The sequence below is a fragment of the Legionella oakridgensis ATCC 33761 = DSM 21215 genome (genome assembly GCF_000512355.1).
In the GTDB taxonomy this organism is placed as follows: domain Bacteria; phylum Pseudomonadota; class Gammaproteobacteria; order Legionellales; family Legionellaceae; genus Legionella_A; species Legionella_A oakridgensis.
The window spans coordinates 1,650,552-1,670,870 of the sequence record NZ_CP004006.1 but is presented as its reverse complement, the minus strand read 5'-3'; the positions used below and the strand labels follow the sequence as shown (position 1 = coordinate 1,670,870).

The following is a 20,319-nucleotide window of genomic DNA, read 5'->3' as shown; positions in this document are numbered from 1 at the left end:
AATAGTGATGTTCATATTCTCTATGCCTTCACAGGCCAAACCCATAGAAATTATATGGTGGCATTCATTGGCAGGGAAGCTGGGAGAAGAAGTCAAAAAATTAACTGATGGATTTAATCAAAACCAATCGGATTATTTTATAAAACCCATTTATAAGGGTGATTATCTTGAATGTTTAACCAGTTTTGCCGCTGCTTTCCAGGCAAAACAACCACCGGCGATGGTGCAGATTTTTGAAGTAGGTAAACCAACCATGCTGGCGCCTGCTGGCATTATTAAGCCCGTTGGGCAGTTGATGCAAGAGCAAGGGCTTTCTTTGCCCCAAAATAATTTTTTCCCTGCCGTGCGTGATTATTATAGTGAAGATGGCCGTTTGATGGCGATGCCTTTTAACGTTTCAGTGCCTGCCATGTTTTATAATGCGGATGCATTAGCCAAGATTGGATATACTGCCAAGAATTTCCCGCAGACGTGGGAAGAATTGGAAGTTTTGGCTGAACAACTTAAGAAAGCCGGCTACCCTTGTGTTTATACTTCTGCCCATCCAGCATGGATTTTACTGGAATCTTTTGCAGCCATTCATGGTTTGCCTATGATTGATGTTTATGGTAGGCAAGCATTGTATAATAATCCGCAGGTGATTCGTCATCTTGAACGGTTGGTGCGTTGGCAAAGGCTTCATTATTTTGAATATGGTGGACGTACGGATGATCCAACGCTGCTGTTTACCAGTGGGCGATGTCCGCTCTTTAGTCAATCGTCTGGCGCGTATAATAGTTTGGTTAATCTCGTGCCCTTCAAGGTGGGTGTAGCACCGATACCTCTGGATAAACAAGCTAGTGTTAAACGTTATACGAATGTTTCCGGCGGGGCTGCTCTTTGGGTTGTTGCAGGTTTATCGGCGATTCAATATGAGGGAATTGCCCGTTTTTTTGTCTATTTGGCACAGCCAGAAGTGCAACAACAATGGCATCGAAATACAGGCTATTTACCTCTAGGGGTAGGTGGTATTTATCAATCTTTTGTGGACAGAAAACAACATCCTTCTCTTACGTTAGCACAACATGAATTGGCAGGAATGCAAATGCAAGCAAATGGTTGTCACTTGGGTATGCAAAATCAAATCCGTGTTATCAATGATGAATCACTGGAAGCTATTTTTGCTGGCATTAAGAGTCCTAAAGAAGCAATGAATACCGCTGTTTTACGTGCAAATCATGCCTTATTACGTTTTAAACGCAACACAGGCCAATGAATATAATAAAAAGGGAGCAAAAAGATGCTATTTCGACAATTGTTTGATCATGAATCATCCACTTATACCTATTTAATTGCTGCCGGTTATGGGCGAGAAGCGGTCATTATTGATCCAGTAAAAAGAAACGTTAATCAATATGTGAAATTGATAGAGCAACTTGGCTTACGGCTGGTTGCAGCGATGGATACGCATTTGCACGCTGATCACATCACCGCGTTAGGAGACCTTAACAAACAGTTGCATTGTGTGACGATGATGGGAAAACAAAGTAAAGCCAATTGTGTTATGAAAAGATTTAATGATGAGGAACTTTTAAGTTTTGACGGGTTTGAACTTAAAGTACTTTACACTCCTGGGCATACGGATGATTCCTATTGTTTTTTAATGAGTGATCGAGTGTTTACCGGGGATACACTCTTTATTCGTGGAACTGGACGTACAGATTTTCAACATGGTGACCCCAGCATGCAATACGACAGCTTGTTTAATCGCTTGTTGAGTTTGCCTGATGATACTCTGGTTTATCCTGGTCATGATTATAATGGCATGACGGTCAGCACCATTGGTGAAGAAAAAAAATTTAATCCACGGCTGCAGGTACAATCACGTCATGAATACATCGACTTAATGAATGCGTTAAACTTGCCTAACCCTAAATTGATGGATATTGCAGTTCCTGCCAATCAGAAATGTGGTTTGGTGGACGAAGTGACGTAATTTTATCAGCATGGTAACATCATTTTCAATAGTTAGGATTGCCGGCGCCCGAGTCCTTTAAGCGCCGTGGTTCTTTCTTCGCTGTTCAAATCTCTATCATCAGGCAAATCATGGCCCTCTCTAACTGCTCTTAAAACACTTTTGCTTGCTTGTATTTTTTCTGTAAAGCTTGTTAATTTTTCAGCAAGCAAACCTTCTCGACGGTTATGATGACTAGAAACATCACGATTTTCTTTATCCATAGTCGTCACAATTGATTCTAACTGTATTAGAAACCTTTCATAATCCTGCAAATTATCTATTCGATTCAGTGCTTGTTCTTGAGTTTCTAAATATTCAATTAACGCTTTTGCTATTTTTAGTTTTTCTTCCGTTAGGGCTGTTTTATGGAAAATTGTATGCCATAGACCTTCTCGTTTGGTTTTATAGTCCATAATATCTTGTTTAATGGCATGCAATTCTTTTCTAAGAGTGGCTTTATAAGTTTGTAGCAAGTCTTGAGCCTGACTTTCGTAAAACCTGGGGTACGGAGATGGTTTGGCTGCGATATTCATGACAGCAGGATTTTCAAAGGAATAAAGTTTTGCTTCACTGACATCAACACCGCGTCTTTGAAAATAATCTAATGCCTTATAGATATTATAGAGTGTTGGGCGGTAGTGACCACTGTATGTGGTTATTGCCTTTAATTTACCATTTTCAATCTGAACTTCACCTGCACATACAACAGGACGACCTTCATTCATAGATGAATGAGCAATACCCGTTTTATCGTGGTCGATATGAGGAAAGACAGAAAGCTCACCATTCACATCTAAGGTAAAAGCAGCAAACCCTTTTTTACCATGCGACATGGAGTCATGTGTGCTGATTGGCTCCCCCATGCGCATGAAAAGTCCTCGGTGAATATCAACTCGGAAAGAGTCTCGTTCTAAGGGATTAAAAAATATTGTTTTCTGATTTTTGCCATGCTTTCCCCCGCGATCTTTTTGTTTGGCCTGGGTAATGACATCAAGAAGTTCGCTACTCTCAAACATTGATCTTATGGTAGGGTTATCCGTTTTTCTGAATCTGGCAGTCTGGGAAACGGCTGCCAGCACTTCAGGTGCTAGTACATCTCGAGGCAATGGTGAGCGTCCAGGGATAAAGTTTGGATTTTTATCTTTAATAAGCGCTCTTAGTGCCATTGCTGTTTCTATTTGCTCATTTAGTTTAAAGGCAGGGTTTTGGATGTCCAATGCATAAATTATAAATTCTTGAGCAATTTCTTTATCCATGAGATGAGCGTGCTCATCTGTGTACACAGCATATGCTTTGTCTAATAGAGATGCAAAAGAAGGTGCCTCTGAGGAAACTTGATAAAAACCAGCTTTCTTTTTTCGCGAATGGATTCAAGGTAATCCAGTACAGAGGCATTGAGTTCAGCATCTTCCGCAGAAACTTCTGCACCAAAAGAGGGGCTTTCACCTTTAAGCTTTGAGAAAACCTCTCGAACTTTCTGAGCTGAGCCTTCATCTTCTGATAAAAAAGTTTCTGGATCTTCATGTCGCATTCTTTTGGCAGCATTGATTTGTTTGATAATAAAAAGTGCTGCAGCATTTTGTTTGTCTGCAGAATCTTTTCCTGTCTGCAAACAATCCAATGCGGAGTCAATCCGTTCTTGAATAGGCACGAATTCTCGACGTGCAGGTGTTAATTTGGCGCGTACATTTGCCGTAGCTTCATCGTGATGCAGGAATACTTCATATCGTAATTTATCAAAAATTACACGTTGAAGCTCTTCCCCTTTTAATCTATCAAAAACCAGAGTTTCATAGGCTGCAACGCTTCCGTTGGCAGCATATCTCGTAGGTCTTTTGATTTCACCATCTGCATTGCAAAAACGTTCTCGATAAAAAGCACGTGCTTCTTCGGATAAAAGATATTGTTTGGCTGCGAATTTTTCTTCCCCCGTTTTTGGAGCACGATATTTTTTCCAATTTTCACTGATTCTTGCTTCAATATCAGAAAGTTTAGTGGCACGCGCTTCACTTTCTGCCGTAGTGCTTGTTAATTCAGCATGAACTGCGTTTCTCATAAAAAGTTTGTCATTATAGTCAATGGCACGATCCATGGCGCTCATAAAGCTTGCATCATTTTCTGTCTGGAATAATTGCCTGAGATTCAAGTCTGTAAATCCAGGTATATCTTTGAACATTGCCTGTACTTGTGGGAGTTGAAATACACCGGTAAATTCTTGTAACGAATGTCCACCGGAATTATATATCATGTATGAGATAAAACATTTGAAAAATGTTTTTAATTGCTCGGGATTGTTTTCGTATTCCAGTTTATGCTCTTCAAGTAATTTGGCCATTACTCTCAATTGGCACAGCATAGTGCCTGAAATGGAATTGACAAAGGGACTAACTTCGGATGAGAAAAACTTTTCAGGCATATCGGCGCCAGCAACATAAGTTGACGCATCAGCAGGACGACGATATTGATTTGCAGTTTCCATGGAGGGCTCTTCAAATAAAACATCATCTCGTGATACAGGCATGTAACTTCTCATAATGCCAATATTATTTGACCTGACAACTTGTTTGCCGCCATCGTCAGAGACACGGTTAGTACGACCTCTTCTAGGTCCTGAATAAACGGAATCTGCTTCTCCATAAATATTTAATGGGAAATGAGTATCCTTATGGCATTCTACTGCAGTCATTGCCGCATGTGCTGTTTTTACAAGAAGCATCATTTTATCCATTCTTTCTTTTAAAACATCTTCCGGTGATTCTGACCCAATGGTTTCATCTGGTCTGAACGATGAAAAATTATTTCTATTGCCAAGTTTTTGAATAGCAGTAATCTATTCTGGAGCAGTACTACTTATTTTAGTGACAAAGTCATTGACATTACCCTTATAGATCATTAGGGGTACCATTATCTTCATGGACTGAGGCATTTCAGCAAAAACTTTAGCAAAATGGTGCTGTAATGCAGTTTGATCCAAGCCATCAATACTGTCTCGTAAGGTGTCGTGACATAGGAGGCTTTCAAAATAACGTCTGGTCGGATCATTATTAATGAGTTCCAGTTTGGCTTTTGCCGCATCATACAATGGCACTTCTGTCTCAGTTAATTCCCCCGGTTTTTTTCGCAGCAGTACGAACTCGCTTGGCTCAACTAATGCAATCTCATGGTCTTTGAGTGCCTTATCTTTTAACAGATTTTTAAGTATATGCAGATCTTTCTCGTTTTCTACACCCATCAGGAAAAGATGCTTTACTTGTGCAAATACTTGGGCTTCTCGAGAGCCAGCATCAGCATGTCTGTACTGCTTAGCCAAAAGTGTTAATGCTTGAAATGGAGAAATTTTCATGGCTTTCAACCTTGACTATTTTCTATAATTGTAGTAAGGAAATAACAGTGTTGCCTGCTTCAAAGATGTTTCATGTTATTTTTGGTCACCTGAAATACCACTAAAACTATCAGTAATTAAATTGCTTGCTAATTGTGCTGGAAAAACTCATTATTGATGTTAATTTGACCTCCCGATTCACTTCGAACTTAATGTGGCTTGCTAAAAAAATTGATTATATGTGGACTAGCTTATATTTGAATTTGTTGTTTGATTTTTTTGCTTAAGGTTGGTATTAAACTGTAGCTTTTTGGAAAAAGTAAATTAGGTCATCATTGAGTAATTTTATTAAAAAGGGATTTTTATGGATGAATTTGATCTTTTAAATATTTTTTATGAAGAAATAAAGGCTCGGGGAGTAACCCACGATAAAGTTTTTCTCAATATTGATCAGGATATGGTTAGCCTGTTGCAACAAAATTTTGGTTACAATGTTACGTTGGAGAAACTTTATGAACTTGCAGATATTTGCATAGCTAATGAATGGCTGGAAAGGACAACGGCTGATCCATACTATAATTTTCTTTCTTTGACTGAAGATGGATTAAAAATTGCGGTTAAGCATGCCTATAAAGATAAGATTTGATTTTGTTAGTCATGTTCTAGGATGGCTGTTAAATAAGTGATTGGATCACGGAGAAAACATGGTCGTTGAAATTCTTTCCAGAATACAGTTTGCTTTTAGCATTGGCTTTCATATCTTATTTCCTACCTTGAATTTGGGCCTTGCTCTTTTTCTGGTATGTATGGAAGCGGCGTGGCTATGTACTGACAATCCTCTTTATCTCAAAATATGTAAATTTTGGGTGAAGATTTTTGCATTGACGTTCGGGATGGGAGTAGTTTCAGGGATTGTTCTTGCCTATCAAATAGGTACAAATTTTGGTCCTTTTATTTCTCAATTTGGGAATGTGCTAGGTGCTTTATTTGCCTATGAAACACTAACCGCTTTTTTCCTGGAAGCCGGTTTTTTAGGGGTGATGCTGTTTGGTTGGAAGCGTGTGCCACCTCCGATTCATTTTACTGCAACCTTATTGGTTGGAATCGGAACAACCATATCTGCTTTCTGGATTATGTCAGCTAATTCCTGGATGCAGACCCCATCAGGGTATGAATGGATTGATGGAAAATATCTTGTTCATGATTGGTGGCATATTGTTTTTAATCCTTCTTTTCTGGCACGCATGTTCCATATGCTGTTTGCCTCATACACCACCACTTGTTTTGTTATTGCCGGGATTGCAAGTTATTTTTTATTAAAAGGCAAGCACGATGAGGTTGCCCGAAAATCTTTATCAGTTGCCATGTGGGCAGCGTTATTTTTGGTTCCTGCACAAATTGTCATTGGGGATACGGTCGGTCTTAATGTTCATAAATATCAGCCATTAAAGACGGCAGCCATTGAAGGAGTCTGGGAAACTCAAAAAGGAGCCCCTTTAATCTTGTTCGCATGGCCTTCTCAGGAAAAGCAAAAAAATGAATATGTGATTTCTATTCCTAAACTGGCCAGTCTGATTAATACACATCATTGGGATGGCGAATTGCTTGGTTTACGCTCGGTGCCCCGAGATGCTCAACCATTCGTTGCCCCGGTCTTTTTTTCATTTCGAATTATGGTGGGTATTGGCGTTTTAATGCTGGTAACGGCATTGCTGGCTTTATTTTTACGTCCAGGCCAAAAACTTTTTAACGCTCGCTGGTTTCAATGCTGGAGTTTAATCATGGCACCGCTTGGGTTTGTTGCCGCCATTACCGGCTGGTTAACTGCTGAAGTTGGTCGACAACCCTGGGTCGTTTATTATTTGATGCGTACCTCGGAGGCCGTGTCCGCTATAGATAAGGAAGAGGTCATTATCTCGTTCATCTTGTTGGTATTAGCGTATGGCATCATATTTAGCTTCTATTTATATTATCTTTTTAAAACCATTCGCCTAGGTCCTGAAAGAGCAGAAGAAAAAGAAGTAGAGCATCATATTTTCCAATATATGACGGATCATTCTGGAGATAAAAAATAATGTTGCCATTTATTTTTGCAAGTCTTCTTGGTTTCATCATCATCATGTACGTTATCCTTGATGGTTTTGATTTGGGTATAGGCATTTTATTTTTGTTTACTCAAAGCGAGCGTGAGCGTGATCTGATGATGAATTCGATCGCGCCTGTATGGGATGGTAATGAAACCTGGTTAGTGTTTGGGGGAGCAATGTTATATGGCGCTTTCCCTATTGTGTATGGATTATTATTGCCCATTTTATACATGCCAATCATGCTCATGCTGATTGCATTGATTTTCCGTGGTGTGTGTTTTGAGTTTCGTTTTAAAGCTGAAACGTCCAAGCCGATTTGGAATTGGGCTTTTGCGATGAGTTCCATCATGGCAGCCTTTATGCAAGGTGTTATCTTGGGAGCGTTTGTACAAGGCTTTAATATCAATGAAGCCGCATTGGTTATCAGTGACTCGGATTGGCTAACCCCATTTAGTTTGTTAACAGGTATTGCCGTAATCTGTGGTTATGCGTTATTAGGTGCAACCTGGATGATTATAAAAAGCGAACAAAGCTTGCAAAAGAAAATGATTCATTTGGCGAAAGGATTTTTGATTATGGTGGCCATATTTTTGGTGTTTGTCAGTATATGGACCCCCTTACATAATGAAGAAATTTTTAATCGCTGGTATAGTTTTCCCAATGTGTTTCTGCTGATGCCATTACCAGTCGTCACGGCGGTGATGGTGTTTCTTGTCTGGAAAAACTTGTCCTGTGGGCAGGAGATTAAACCTTTTGTGTATAGTATTGTCATATTTTTTTGCTCTTATGTTGGTATAGGAATCAGTGTATATCCTTACTTGATCCCACATGAGATTACGATTTGGGAGGCGGCGGCCCCTAATACGACGCTTATTTTTATTTTAATTGGGGTAGTCATTATGTTACCTGTGTTGTTAGGATATACTTTGTACGCTTATCGTGTTTTTGGGGGCAAATCGGCTGGGGAAGGATATCATTAGGATGAGTATTCCTCTTACTTTTGAAAAGCAAGATAGCATGGCGGTAATTGAATATAGGTTTATAACAGGTCAGTGAGGATAACGTTAAAAGTTCATGATTGACAGCGTGTTAGTTGCATGAATTGGATTGTGAGGTATTGAGCATATGCATGATGGTACAGTTTTTTATACGATTTTTTTGATTTTTGGTGGTGCTGCTGCTTTTTCAACCGTTGTGCTCTATACCAGACAATCATTACTGGTTGCTTATATTTTATTAGGGGCAGCATTAGGGCCGTGGGGCTTGCAATTGGTTCCGGATTTAAGTGCTGTACAGCAAGTGGGGGATATGGGGATAGTCTTTCTGCTGTTCTTGTTGGGTTTGCACTTGCAGCCGCAAAATTTGGTGCATATGCTGAAGAAAGTGACTTGGATTGCTTTGTTCAGCTCTATCTTTTTTGCAATTATTGCCTATTTTATTGGAAGATGGTTTGGTTTAACCAATGCTGAATCATGGCTGCTTGGCGCAGCCATGATGTTTTCAAGTACCATTATTGGCCTTAAGCTATTACCGACGACGATTTTGCATCATCAACATACTGGGGAAGTCATGATCAGTGTGTTATTAATGCAGGATTTAATAGCCATTGTCGTGCTTATCTTGATTAATGGTGCGCAAGAAGGTAGTGGGTTGTCCTGGAATGATTTGGTTTTAGTTGGGGTGGCTCTTCCTTCTCTCATATTATCGGCTTTTGCCGCAGAACGTTACATTCTTGTCAAACTCCTAGCGCGTTTTGATAGAACTCAGGAATATGTATTTTTATTGTCTATTGGCTGGTGTCTTGGCTTGTCGATTCTTGCAAATCAATTAGGATTATCCGAAGACATAGGTGCTTTTGTCGCTGGGGTTGCTTTGGCAGCCAGTCCAATTTCATTGTTTATTGCGGAGAGTCTGAAGCCTTTACGTGATTTTTTCCTGGTGATGTTTTTCTTTTCAGTTGGAGCAACATTCAATTTTGGTTTTGCTGCGCAAGTTGTAATACCGGCACTAATTTTGGCTGTGCTAATGTTATTGCTTAAGCCATTATGTTTTTACTTTCTATTGATTAAGGCTGGTGAGAAAAAGCGGGTTTCAAAAGAAGTCGGTATTCGCTTGGGGCAAGGCAGCGAGTTTTCCTTATTGGTTGCAAGCATTGCTTTAAATAGTCATTTGATATCGGATGTGGCATCCAATTTGATTCAGGCCACAACGATTTTAACGTTCATCGTGTCCTCCTATGTGGTGGTATTAAAATACCCTACGCCAATGTCATTATCTGAAAAAATGCGTAAAGATTAATGTGGAATTTAATAAATGAAGCTTTTGATTATTGTTCTTTGCTTATTGAGTGAACGCTTTTTAGTTCATGTAAGTGCTCATAAACGATTTTATTGGTTTACTTCTTATTTTAATGCCGTGATCAAATTATTCCCTGAGCACCGCATGATGATAAATCCATGGATAATGCTCATTCTGGTTTTATTGCCATTGTTGCTGGCAACGGCAATCATTTTTTATTTTTTTGAACATTTTTTGTTTGGTTTTGTTGGATTATTGTTGAGCCTTATTATTTTTTATTATTGTCTTGGTCCAGGCCATCCATTTTATCCTGCATGCTCACAATCACCAGAATCAGCAATTCAGGATGACGTTGGTAATTATCTGGCAGAAGTCAATGGACAATTATTCGCCGTCATTTTCTGGTATATTATTTTGGGTCCGCTTGGAGTATTGGCTTATCGTCTCATTTCTCTTTGCCGAAATCAGGATAAGGTGCAAGTCCAAGCCAATTATCTAGCGGCAGTATTGGATTGGGTTCCAGCAAGAATGACGGCGTTGTTATATTTATTGGTGGGGCATTTTCAGGCAGGAATCCATTATTTTTCTAACCATGTCCTTACATCGCCTGATAATAATCAGATGATGTTAAAAACTTGTGGGTTATATGCGGTTGATGGTGATGAACAAGAATTATTGCTAATGTCGAAAGCTGAAACGCTTGTAGAGCACGCCACGATTGTTTTGCTGGTTTTCCTGGCTTTCTTCACCATAGCGGCGTGGTTGTCATGAGTTGAGCGTTGCTGGAAGAAATTAAAAACCACCAAAATAAAAGCAGTAGCCTTAACATTATTAAGAAGAGTGAACTACCATGCACGTCATTATTCGCTTAAGTATTATTTTTATTTTTGCTGTACTTGCCAGCTGCGTAAAGCAACCCTCATCTCCTGAACAGACAAGCTGCAAAATATCCTGTCAAAAACAATTTGATCACTGTAAAACCGTTTGCACGGATAATTGTCGTCGATGTTCTACGTGCGCTGATGTATCGGCTGCTAAAAGCTACGACCAATATAAACATGAACAATGCATACGAGGGGGAATTATTGCTCGTGAGTTGAAATCTTACCGTGATCCACTACAATGCCGCAAACCGACATGTAATTGCCTGGCAGATTACCGCATATGTATCCAGTCTTGTTCGGGCGTCATTCAAAAACGTCTGCAAGTTGCACCAACTTGCTGTTAGAAAAGTCTTTATAGACGGGGAATATTCATGACAGATGAAAAAATTAATGATATTGATCCGGTTGAAACTCGAGAGTGGCTGGATGCCTTGAAGGCTATTGTCGCTTACGAGGGCAATGAACGCGCAGAATTTATATTAAAGGAATTACTTAAAAAAGCCAGCGCCGAAGGAATTACGATTGCCAGCTCAATCAATACCCCTTATCGAAATACCATAAAATTGCATGAAGAAAAGCAAATGCCTCCAGACGAAGGGATAGGCAAACGCATCAATGCGTTGATTCGTTGGAACGCCGTGGCCATGGTATTGCGGGCAGGAAAATATGCACCGGAACTGGGTGGACATATTGCTACTTATGCTTCTGCTTCCACATTATATGAAATTGGCTTTAATTATTTTTTCAAAGGGCCAGATAAACAGTTGGCTGATTTGTTATACATTCAAGGACATTCTTCTCCTGGTGTTTATGCTCGTGCTTTTCTTGAAGGTAGGCTTTCAGAAGAACAGTTGGGAAATTTCAGACAAGAAGTTGAGGTGGATGGGTTGTCTTCCTATCCTCATCCTTGGTTAATGAGTGATTTTTGGCAGTTTCCCACAGTATCCATGGGGCTTGGACCTTTGCAAGCTATTTATCAAGCTCGATTTTTAAAATATCTGGAAAATAGAGGATTGATTGCAACCGAAGGGCGCAAAGTATGGGCTTTTCTTGGTGATGGTGAAATGGATGAACCAGAATCTGTGGGTGCCTTGTCGATTGCTGCCCGAGAGAAATTGGATAATCTTATTTTCGTTGTCAACTGTAATCTTCAGCGGCTTGATGGTCCTGTCCGGGGGAATAGCAAAATTATCCAGGAGCTAGAAGGGTTGTTTCGTGGTGCAGGCTGGAATGTGATTAAAGTCATTTGGGGGGGGCGATGGGATCCATTGTTTGCTCGTGATACTGATGGTTTGATGCAAAAGAGAATGGAAGAATGCGTTGATGGTGATTACCAGGCTTATAAGGCTTATGATGGTGCGTATGTGCGCAAGCATTTTTTCGGCCAGTATCCTGAGTTGAAAAAAATGGTGGAACATATGACGGATGATGAAATCTGGCGCTTGAATCGTGGGGGTCATGATCCACAAAAAGTATATGCTGCGTATGCTCGGGCTGTAGAACATCAAGGCAGTCCAACCGTCATTCTGGCAAAAACCATTAAAGGCTATGGCATGGGAGCTGCGGGTGAGGGCATGAACATCACGCATCAGCAAAAGAAAATGACCATAGAGCAATTGCGTGCATTTCGTGATCGATTCAGTATTCCAATCAGTGATGACAAGATTACGGAAGTTCCATTTTATCGTCCTGATGACGATAGCCCAGAAATACAATATTTGCGCAAGCAACGTGAGATGCTGGGTGGTTACTTACCCACTCGTAATACCGAGTTTGAAGCATTAAAAGTTCCTGATTTATCTGAATTTTCAGCACTAACCAAAAGTTCAGGTGACCGGGAAATATCCACGACCATGGCGTTTGTCCGTCTATTATCAGTTTTGCTGAAAGACAAGGAAATTGGCCAACGAATTGTGCCTATTGTACCTGATGAATCCCGTACGTTTGGCATGGAAGGGCTCTTTCGGCAAATAGGTATTTATTCTCCAGTGGGCCAATTATATACGCCGGTGGATCACGAGCAAGTCATGTATTATCGTGAAGCTCGCGATGGGCAAATTTTAGAAGAAGGCATTAATGAAGCCGGTGCATTTGCTTCTTGGATGGCTGCAGCAACTTCTTACAGCACAAACAAGTTGCCTATGATTCCTTTCTATATTTATTATTCCATGTTTGGTTTTCAGCGTGTGGGTGATTTGGCGTGGGCGGCTGGAGATATGCAAGCCCGTGGTTTTCTATTGGGTGGTACGGCCGGACGCACGACATTAGCGGGTGAGGGATTGCAACATCAAGACGGACATAGCCATCTGCTGGCTTCTACCATTCCAAATTGCGTTTCTTACGATCCGACCTATGCTTACGAATTGGCGGTGATTATTCAGCATGGTTTGTACCGAATGTATCAAAAACAGGATAATGTGTTTTATTACATCACGGTCATGAACGAAAATTATCATCATCCTGATATGCCGAAAGGGGTCGAAGAAGGCATTCTTAAGGGTATGTATTTGTTGCAAAAAAGTAATAAAACATTAAAACATCACGTACAACTATTAGGGTGTGGCACCATTTTGCGAGAAGTCATTCACGCCGCACAGCTATTGAAGGAAGAATTTTCCGTGTCTTCTGATGTTTGGAGTGTGACCAGTTTTACTGAGCTTAGGCGTGATGGTTTAGCGGCCGAGCGTTATAATCGTATGCATCCAGAAGAATCACCGCGGCAAAGTTATGTAAGCCAGCAATTAACTGGTAAAAAAGGACCAGTGATTGCTGCGACGGATTATATGAAATTGTACGCGGATCAAATACGGCCATTTATTCAGGCACCTTTTATCACGCTTGGTACAGATGGTTATGGTCGCAGTGATACCCGCGCGCGTTTACGTCACTATTTTGAAGTGGATGCAAAATTCATTGTTATTGCAGCATTAAATGCTTTGGCTGATCAAGGCGAGTTGCCAAAATCAACCGTGCTCAATGCTATGAAACAATTTGGTATCGACAGAGAAAAACTGGATCCGGCAACGCATTAGGATCAAGAGGTATTTTACCCTTTTGCATGTAAGGGAAAAATATGATGTTTGCACAATAAAGGCGAGAGATTATAGGTATGGCCGACGAAAAAAAATAAAAGTACCTGATATTGGCGGCGCTACAGGGGTAGACGTTATTGAGATACTCGTGCAAGTAGGAGACGAAATAAGCAAGGAAACGCCGCTGATTACATTAGAGTCTGATAAGGCAAGTATGGAAATACCTTCTTCTGAAGCTGGGGTTATTCAATCCATTGAAGTTAAGGTGGGGGATAAGGTATCGGCAGGGGATGTCATTTTACTTCTTGCGCCAAGTCAAAGTGAATCACTAAAAACAAAGGCTAAATCTCAAGATGATTCTGTCCGTAAATCAGTAAAGAAGACAAGCGATGACAGTAAGGAATCTGAGCGCAACATACAGAAAGGTTCTGTGGAAAAAGAAATAAAAATTCCTGATATTGGTGGTGCGCATGAGGTAGAGGTTATCGAGATACTGGTTCATGAAGGAGATAATGTTGCGAAAGATGCTCCACTGATTACGTTGGAGTCTGATAAAGCAAGTATGGAAATACCATCACCTTGCGAGGGAACGATTCAAGCCATCAAAGTAAAATTAGGGGATAAGGTTTCGGAAGGTGATGTGATTTTAACGCTAACGCAAGAAGAGGTAGCGTTAGAACCAGAATCAAAACCCGCTTTGTCTTCTACGAACGACAAGGACAAGGAAGAGCAGGGACGGGAAACACATCCGCCTGTTACGTCAGAAAAACCACCTGTTGCGAGTTCTGTATCCAGTTCTTCTGCGATTGGAATAAAGCCCGATGCGGCTATTTTTGCAGGACCTGCCGTACGGCGATTGGCTCGAGAATTTGGCGTTAATTTGGCTGAGGTACGAGGCACTGGCCGAAAAGCACGGATCAGTAAAGAAGACGTGCAACAATTTGTAAAAACAAAATTACAGGAAAAATCCACGGGTGGATTTGCGATACCGTCTGTGCCCAGCATTGATTTTAGCCAATTCGGTGGTATTGAAGCGAAACCATTGAACAAAATTAAGCGATTAACAGGAATGAATGTACATCGCTCTTGGTTAACGATTCCGCATGTGACTCAGTTTGATGAAGCTGATATCACGGAATTGGAAGCATTCCGTCAGGTCGAGGCAGAAAAAGCAAAGAAATTGGATTATAAGCTGACGTTGCTTGCTTTTGTATGTAAGGTAATCAGTAAGGCATTGGTTGAATTTCCACAGTTTAATGCCTCTCTTGATGCCAGCGGAGAAAATCTGATTTATAAACACTATTTCAATATTGGTGTTGCAGTTGAGACACCGAGTGGCTTGGTTGTACCTGTGATAAAAGAAGTGGATCGCTTATCCGTCAGTGATATTGCGAAGGAAATGGGGCGATTAAGTACCAAAGCGCGTGAAAAGGGGTTAATGCCGGCTGATATGAATGGCGGTTGCTTTACGATTTCAAGCCTGGGGGGAATTGGAGGCACTGCATTTACGCCAATCGTTAATAGCCCTGAGGTGGCTATTCTTGGATTATCTCGTTCCATGATAAAACCAGTCTATCGAGATGGTGAATTTAAGCCGCGCTTGATGTTGCCTTTATCTCTTTCTTATGACCACCGGGTAATCGATGGAGCAGAAGCAGCACGGTTTACCCGATTTGTGAGTGATAGTTTGGGCGATATTCGAAAAATTTTATTGTAATAGGTCGTTTCGGTACGATCCCAGTATTTATGAGGTTTTAAAATGACAAAACAGCTAAAAACAGACGTCGTTGTGATTGGTAGTGGCCCGGGTGGTTATACAGCTGCTTTTCGTGCGGCTGATTTGGGTAAAAAAGTGGTCTTAGTTGAGCGTTATGAAACGTTAGGTGGTGTTTGTTTAAATGTAGGTTGCATCCCATCCAAGGCATTGTTACACATTGCCAAGGTTCTCGATGAAACTCAGGAAATGGCAGAGTATGGCGTTTCATTTGCAAAACCAAAACTGGACAATAAAAAGCTGGTTGCCTGGAAAAATTCGGTGGTAAGTAAATTGACGGGTGGACTAAATGCATTGGCAAAGCAGCGTAAAGTTGAAGTAGTCACTGGTCGAGCTAAATTTTCGGGTTCACATCAAATCATTGTGGATGGACAAGAGGGCGATGTTCAAATTGATTTTGAGCATGCGATTATTGCTGTTGGTAGCGAGTCCGTACATTTGCCATTTATTCCTGAAGACAAACGTATTTTTAGCTCTACAGGTGCGCTTGAATTAGCAGATATTAAAGGCAACTTACTTGTTTTAGGCGGTGGCATCATTGGATTAGAAATGGCAACCGTTTATTCTGCTCTTGGAGTTGAAGTGACTGTGGTTGAATTTATGGATCAGCTTATACCTGGAGCCGATGCTGATTTGGTGAATGTATTGCAAAAACGCATGAGTAAAAAAGGCGTTAAGTTTTTATTGAAAACCAAAGTAACCAAAATGGATGCTAAAAAGGATGGTATTTATGTATCCATGGAAGGTGAACATGCAACGGATAAGCCGTTATGCTTTCAGCAAGTTTTGGTTGCGGTGGGGCGTAAGCCTAATGGGGGTGCAATTGCTGCTGAGAAGGCGGGAGTTAAGGTGGATGAACGTGGGTTTATTCATGTTGATAAACAAATGCGTACGAATGTTTCTCATATTTTTGCTATTGGAGATGTTGTAGGACAACCTATGTTGGCTCATAAGGCTATTCCGGAAGGCAAAGTAGCGGCTGAAGTCATTTCTGGAATGAAGCATTATTTTGATCCCAAGTGCATTGCTAGCGTGGCGTATACAGATCCGGAGATTGCTTGGGCAGGTTTGACTGAAAAAGAAGCGAAGGCGCAAAATATTGCTTATGAAAAAGCGTCGTTTCCATGGGTTGCCAGTGGGCGAGCATTGAGTATGGGGCGCGAAGAAGGAATGACCAAACTTTTATTTTGTCCGGACAGTCAACGTATTTTGGGAGCAGGAATCGTCGGCATTAATGCGGGGGATCTAATTGCAGAAACAGCGCTAGCCATTGAAATGGGTTGTGATGTGGAGGACATTGCCCTGACGATTCATCCGCATCCGACACTGTCTGAAACGGTGGCACAGGCGGCAGAAATCTTTGAAGGAACTATTACTGATCTTTATATGCCGAAAAAAAAGAAAAATAATATAAGCCATTTTTCCTTCCATGGAAGCCCGTGTCATTTCTGTAAAAAGGGAACGGCACGGGCACGATAAGCCATCTATGGCCGTATTAAGCAGGATTTAGTATGTCGTATCACATACGTCCTATGACGATTGATGATGTTGATGACGTGTATGCCATTGAACTTTCAGCACATAAAGCTCCCTGGAGCCGTGATATTCTGAGAGATTGTGTGCTTGTTGGGTATGATTGTCGTGTGCTTGAATCTTGTGAACGAGCGGAACCCGAAATAATCAGTTACATTATTTTACGTTATTATGACCATACTTGTCATATCTTAAATTTATGTGTTGCGCTTGCTTCTCAGGGGAAAGGCTATGGCCGCCTGCTTCTACAGAATGTGATTGATTCGTTAGTGGGTTCTGAGGTGGAAGCTTTAATTTTGGAAGTGCGGCCCAGTAATCTGACAGCGATAAGTCTGTATAAAAAAATGGGATTTTACCAGGCCGGCATTAAAAAAGATTATTATCAGGATGAACTCGGAGTGGAAGATGCCGTTTTATTAAAAAAAGACATCTGATAATGGCGGTTTATGGGGTGTGATTTAAAATGCGGTTTTTGTAACAGCAAAGGGTTTTGGCATATCGTCTGTCATTCTTCGCAGCGCTCGGGGGGATGACGAGATACTAAAAAACGCACTTTAAATCGCACCCCGGTTTAGGTCATGTTTTGTAAAAATTCTTGTAAATGAGGTTTATCTTTTTCTTCTTGCAAATAACAGCGAAGTCTTTCAATGGCACCTCTATACTCCACTTGATTAATAGCACCACGCATGAGTTCAAAGCGTAAATAAACGCAATAAGTGTTTAGAACATCGGTTTCACAATAATCACGAATTCCTTTTAGGTTTCCGCCTTGATATTCTTCCCATACTTTTGCACCACTCATGCCCATTTTCCCTGGAAAACCTAACATACTGGCGATTTCATCCAAGGGAGCGAATGCTTTGTTTTGATAGGCTGCTAGTACGTCCATCAAATCAAGGTGGCGATAATGAAAACGGTTTAGATAATTATTCCAGCGAAATGCTTGTTGATTTTCACCAGCTTCCCAATAGGTTGGGGCTTCTATGCCATGGAGTAAGGCACGATAATGTAATACAGGAAGATCAAAGCCGCTACCATTCCAACTGACCAGTGTTGGTGTGTGTTTGTCAATGCCTGTAAAAAAACGCTGAATGAGTTCGTGCTCTTCTGATTTCTCATCGCCTAGTGTCCAGACTTTCAATTGCGCTGCATTGCTTAAGATCAGTGAAATGGCAACGATTTTTTGAAGATGGTGAGGTAAAAATTCATGTCCTGTTTTAGCTCGGCGCATGGCATAAAGGGCCTTGGCAGTATCTGCATCTGATAACCCTTCCAAATCATACAGCTTACGGCCAGTATGAATGTCGGGGATGGTTTCTATATCAAACACTAAAATCGTCATGCCAGGAGCCCTTCTGAGAAATTGACACGTAAATGGTAGCCTCGATGGCGCATGCAAGCAATGTTCAGGATGCCAGCATTTTTCGTATGTTATCAGAAAAATAAGAATGTTGCGGTTCCTTTGTAAAGAATGAATGCATCGTCATATTTTATTTTCTTATGAATTTTGTTATTAATGCAGTGTCTGTTTACTCTCAGGGAACTTATGGGATGAGTCATGTAAAAATCTGGTTGGGTCTTTTATTGCTTTTGATGCTTTCAGGATGCGTAAGTCCGCCTCCAAAAGATGTTAATAACATTTGTAGTATTTTTAAAGAATATCCAGGGTGGTATGCCGATGCAAAAGATGTACAACGACGATGGCGGGTGCCCATCGCTGTACAAATGGCCATTATTCATCAAGAATCAAAATTTAATGGTAGAGCACGCCCGGAGCGCACTAAATTATTATGGATTATTCCCTGGACGCGGCCATCTACGGCCTATGGTTATACGCAAGCGCTGCGTAGTACCTGGGAGAATTATCAAAAAACGCATGGTCGGTTATGGGCTTCTCGGGACCACTTTGGTGATGGCGTGGATTTTATCGGTTGGTATGCAAATATTGCTCATAATAAAGCTGGTATACGACGTGATGATACGTATTCATTGTATTTGGCCTATCATGAAGGTGTTGGCGGTTATCAGCGCCAAACCTATCTAAAGAAAAAGTGGTTAATGGGTGTGGCTCATAAGGTTGCAGCCAGGGCCCAGATCTATCAGGCACAATTGGCTTCTTGTGAAGCATCATTGAATCGGAAAGCATGGTATAAAATGTGGTAACCAAACAAAGTATACCCCATATTAATCGACAGCCGCTTGTTCATTAATTTCAAGGTGACAATCGCTGTTTGAAACGGTACGATATGGGACACAATTCGGGTGGGAGTCGATGCATGGGGTTAAGGCGATTGATGTTATTAGGTGGTCCTGGAGCAGGAAAAGGTACACAAGCATCAAAATTGATAAATCATTTTGATATTCCGCAGATTTCAACCGGTGACATGTTGCGGGCTGCTATTGCTGCCAGAAGTGAATTGGGTTTAAGTGCAAAAAAAATCATGGATTCTGGCCAGCTTGTTTCAGATGATATTATGATTGGGCTGGTTAAACAGCGGCTGCAACAAGATGACTGTCGTAATGGTTTTCTTCTAGATGGTTTCCCACGCACCATTGTGCAAGCAGAAGCTTTAAAGCAAGCCGGTATTTTTCTAGATCATGTAATAGAAATATCGGTGGATGATGAAGAAATTGTCAAACGAATCAGTGGCAGACGTATTCATCCAGCTTCCGGGCGTGTTTACCACATTGAATATCATCCGCCAAAACAGCACGGCATTGATGATGTAACTGGTGAACCTTTGATACAGCGTGAAGATGACCGTGAAGAAATTATCCGTAAGCGCCTGCAAGTTTATCATCAACAAACTGAACCATTGGTTGAATATTATCGATTGTGGGCAAAAAGCAACGATAAGCAAGCACCACAATTTCATCATGTGATTGGCACTGGCAGTGTCGACGCCATTTTTCAAACCATCTTGGCTGCTATTCAATAGGAGAGAAATCATGTCAGGAAGCAGCATCACTCCATCCGTAAATCATGATAATTTTGAATCACTGATTGGTGATAATGAAATTGTTTTTATTGATTTTTGGGCAGCATGGTGCGCTCCATGTAAGCAATTTGCGCACACTTATGAGCGGGTTGCTAAATTATATAATCAAGTGGTTTTTGCCAAGATTAATATAGAGGAAGAAGCAGAGTTGGCCGAAACCTTTCAAATTCGCTCTATTCCTCATTTATTAGTCTTTAAGCAAGGCATTGTGATTTATTCCGAGGCTGGCAGTATGCCAGAATCAACGTTGAAAGAATTAGTTCAGCAAGCCTTGGAGGTTGACGTGAGTCAAATTCGTGCACAACTCGACCAGGATGAGAAATAATAACCATTGTTAGCCTTGCATGGTTAGACACTGAAGACAAATTCTAACTCCTTTTCTATTTAATTTGGA

19 protein-coding genes are annotated in these 20,319 nt (G+C 40.9%); 15 read left to right on the top strand and 4 right to left on the bottom strand.

Features of this window, described 5'->3' with window-relative positions; translation table 11 throughout:
- Positions 1-7 precede the first annotated feature (7 nt).
- Together LOA_RS08165 and LOA_RS08160 are read left to right on the top strand one after the other, a co-directional pair.
- Positions 8-1,255, top strand: coding sequence for an extracellular solute-binding protein (locus LOA_RS08165; RefSeq protein ID WP_237757981.1), 1,248 nt, complete (start codon positions 8-10; stop codon positions 1,253-1,255).
- A 24-nt stretch (positions 1,256-1,279) separates the two neighbouring features.
- On the top strand, positions 1,280-1,975 hold the full coding sequence (locus LOA_RS08160) for an MBL fold metallo-hydrolase (RefSeq protein WP_025385904.1): 696 nt from the start codon (positions 1,280-1,282) through the stop codon (positions 1,973-1,975).
- Positions 1,976-2,007: 32 nt separating this feature from the next.
- On the opposite strand, the gene LOA_RS13775 is transcribed toward LOA_RS08160, so the two are convergent.
- The 3 genes from LOA_RS13775 to LOA_RS08145 form a co-directional block, all read right to left on the bottom strand.
- Positions 2,008-3,279, bottom strand: a complete 1,272-nt coding sequence (locus tag LOA_RS13775) for a hypothetical protein (protein WP_025385903.1) — start codon at positions 3,277-3,279, stop codon at positions 2,008-2,010.
- 14 nt (positions 3,280-3,293) lie between these two features.
- A complete protein-coding gene (locus LOA_RS08150; protein WP_158423036.1) occupies positions 3,294-4,715 on the bottom strand; it encodes a hypothetical protein in 1,422 nt (473 codons plus the stop codon).
- Positions 4,716-4,826: 111 nt separating this feature from the next.
- Positions 4,827-5,339, bottom strand: coding sequence for a hypothetical protein (locus LOA_RS08145; RefSeq protein ID WP_025385901.1), 513 nt, complete (start codon positions 5,337-5,339; stop codon positions 4,827-4,829).
- 343 nt (positions 5,340-5,682) lie between these two features.
- Between LOA_RS08145 and LOA_RS08140 the strand changes: the two genes are divergently transcribed.
- The 10 genes from LOA_RS08140 (at position 5,683) to rimI (ending at position 17,360) form a co-directional block, all read left to right on the top strand.
- A complete protein-coding gene (locus tag LOA_RS08140; protein WP_025385900.1) occupies positions 5,683-5,964 on the top strand; it encodes a hypothetical protein in 282 nt (93 codons plus the stop codon).
- 58 nt (positions 5,965-6,022) lie between these two features.
- On the top strand, positions 6,023-7,393 hold the full coding sequence (locus tag LOA_RS08135) for a cytochrome ubiquinol oxidase subunit I (RefSeq protein ID WP_025385899.1): 1,371 nt from the start codon (positions 6,023-6,025) through the stop codon (positions 7,391-7,393).
- The gene (gene cydB / locus LOA_RS08130; protein ID WP_025385898.1) at positions 7,393-8,385 is read left to right on the top strand and encodes a cytochrome d ubiquinol oxidase subunit II; all 993 of its coding nucleotides are present in this window, start codon (positions 7,393-7,395) and stop codon (positions 8,383-8,385) included. Before LOA_RS08135 ends, cydB begins: the two co-directional genes overlap by 1 nt.
- 145 nt (positions 8,386-8,530) lie before the next feature.
- A complete protein-coding gene (locus LOA_RS08125; protein WP_025385897.1) occupies positions 8,531-9,703 on the top strand; it encodes a cation:proton antiporter in 1,173 nt (390 codons plus the stop codon).
- Between the two features lie 15 nt (positions 9,704-9,718).
- Positions 9,719-10,474: a regulatory signaling modulator protein AmpE gene (ampE, locus tag LOA_RS08120; protein WP_025385896.1), complete on the top strand. Its 756-nt coding sequence runs from the start codon at positions 9,719-9,721 to the stop codon at positions 10,472-10,474.
- A 79-nt stretch (positions 10,475-10,553) separates the two neighbouring features.
- Positions 10,554-10,931, top strand: a complete 378-nt coding sequence (locus LOA_RS08115; protein WP_025385895.1) for a hypothetical protein — start codon at positions 10,554-10,556, stop codon at positions 10,929-10,931.
- A gap of 27 nt (positions 10,932-10,958) precedes the next feature.
- A complete protein-coding gene (gene aceE / locus LOA_RS08110; protein WP_025385894.1) occupies positions 10,959-13,619 on the top strand; it encodes a pyruvate dehydrogenase (acetyl-transferring), homodimeric type in 2,661 nt (886 codons plus the stop codon).
- A 55-nt stretch (positions 13,620-13,674) separates the two neighbouring features.
- Positions 13,675-15,336: a dihydrolipoyllysine-residue acetyltransferase gene (gene aceF, locus LOA_RS08105; RefSeq protein ID WP_042239290.1), complete on the top strand. Its 1,662-nt coding sequence runs from the start codon at positions 13,675-13,677 to the stop codon at positions 15,334-15,336.
- Positions 15,337-15,378: 42 nt separating this feature from the next.
- Positions 15,379-16,872 (top strand): dihydrolipoyl dehydrogenase, encoded by a 1,494-nt coding sequence (gene lpdA, locus LOA_RS08100; RefSeq protein WP_025385892.1) that lies wholly within the window; start codon positions 15,379-15,381, stop codon positions 16,870-16,872.
- A gap of 32 nt (positions 16,873-16,904) precedes the next feature.
- A complete protein-coding gene (gene rimI / locus LOA_RS08095; protein WP_025385891.1) occupies positions 16,905-17,360 on the top strand; it encodes a ribosomal protein S18-alanine N-acetyltransferase in 456 nt (151 codons plus the stop codon).
- Between the two features lie 137 nt (positions 17,361-17,497).
- Here rimI and LOA_RS08090 read toward each other — a convergent pair whose 3' ends face one another.
- The gene (locus tag LOA_RS08090; RefSeq protein ID WP_025385890.1) at positions 17,498-18,268 is read right to left on the bottom strand and encodes a 3'-5' exonuclease; all 771 of its coding nucleotides are present in this window, start codon (positions 18,266-18,268) and stop codon (positions 17,498-17,500) included.
- 209 nt (positions 18,269-18,477) lie between these two features.
- Between LOA_RS08090 and LOA_RS08085 the strand changes: the two genes are divergently transcribed.
- The 3 genes from LOA_RS08085 (at position 18,478) to LOA_RS08075 (ending at position 20,250) form a co-directional block, all read left to right on the top strand.
- Positions 18,478-19,089, top strand: coding sequence for a transglycosylase SLT domain-containing protein (locus tag LOA_RS08085; protein ID WP_025385889.1), 612 nt, complete (start codon positions 18,478-18,480; stop codon positions 19,087-19,089).
- A gap of 113 nt (positions 19,090-19,202) precedes the next feature.
- On the top strand, positions 19,203-19,865 hold the full coding sequence (adk, locus tag LOA_RS08080; RefSeq protein WP_035894549.1) for an adenylate kinase: 663 nt from the start codon (positions 19,203-19,205) through the stop codon (positions 19,863-19,865).
- A gap of 10 nt (positions 19,866-19,875) precedes the next feature.
- Complete coding sequence (locus LOA_RS08075; RefSeq protein WP_025385887.1) at positions 19,876-20,250, top strand: thioredoxin family protein; 375 nt, start codon at positions 19,876-19,878, stop codon at positions 20,248-20,250.
- The last annotated feature ends 69 nt before the right edge of the window (positions 20,251-20,319 follow it).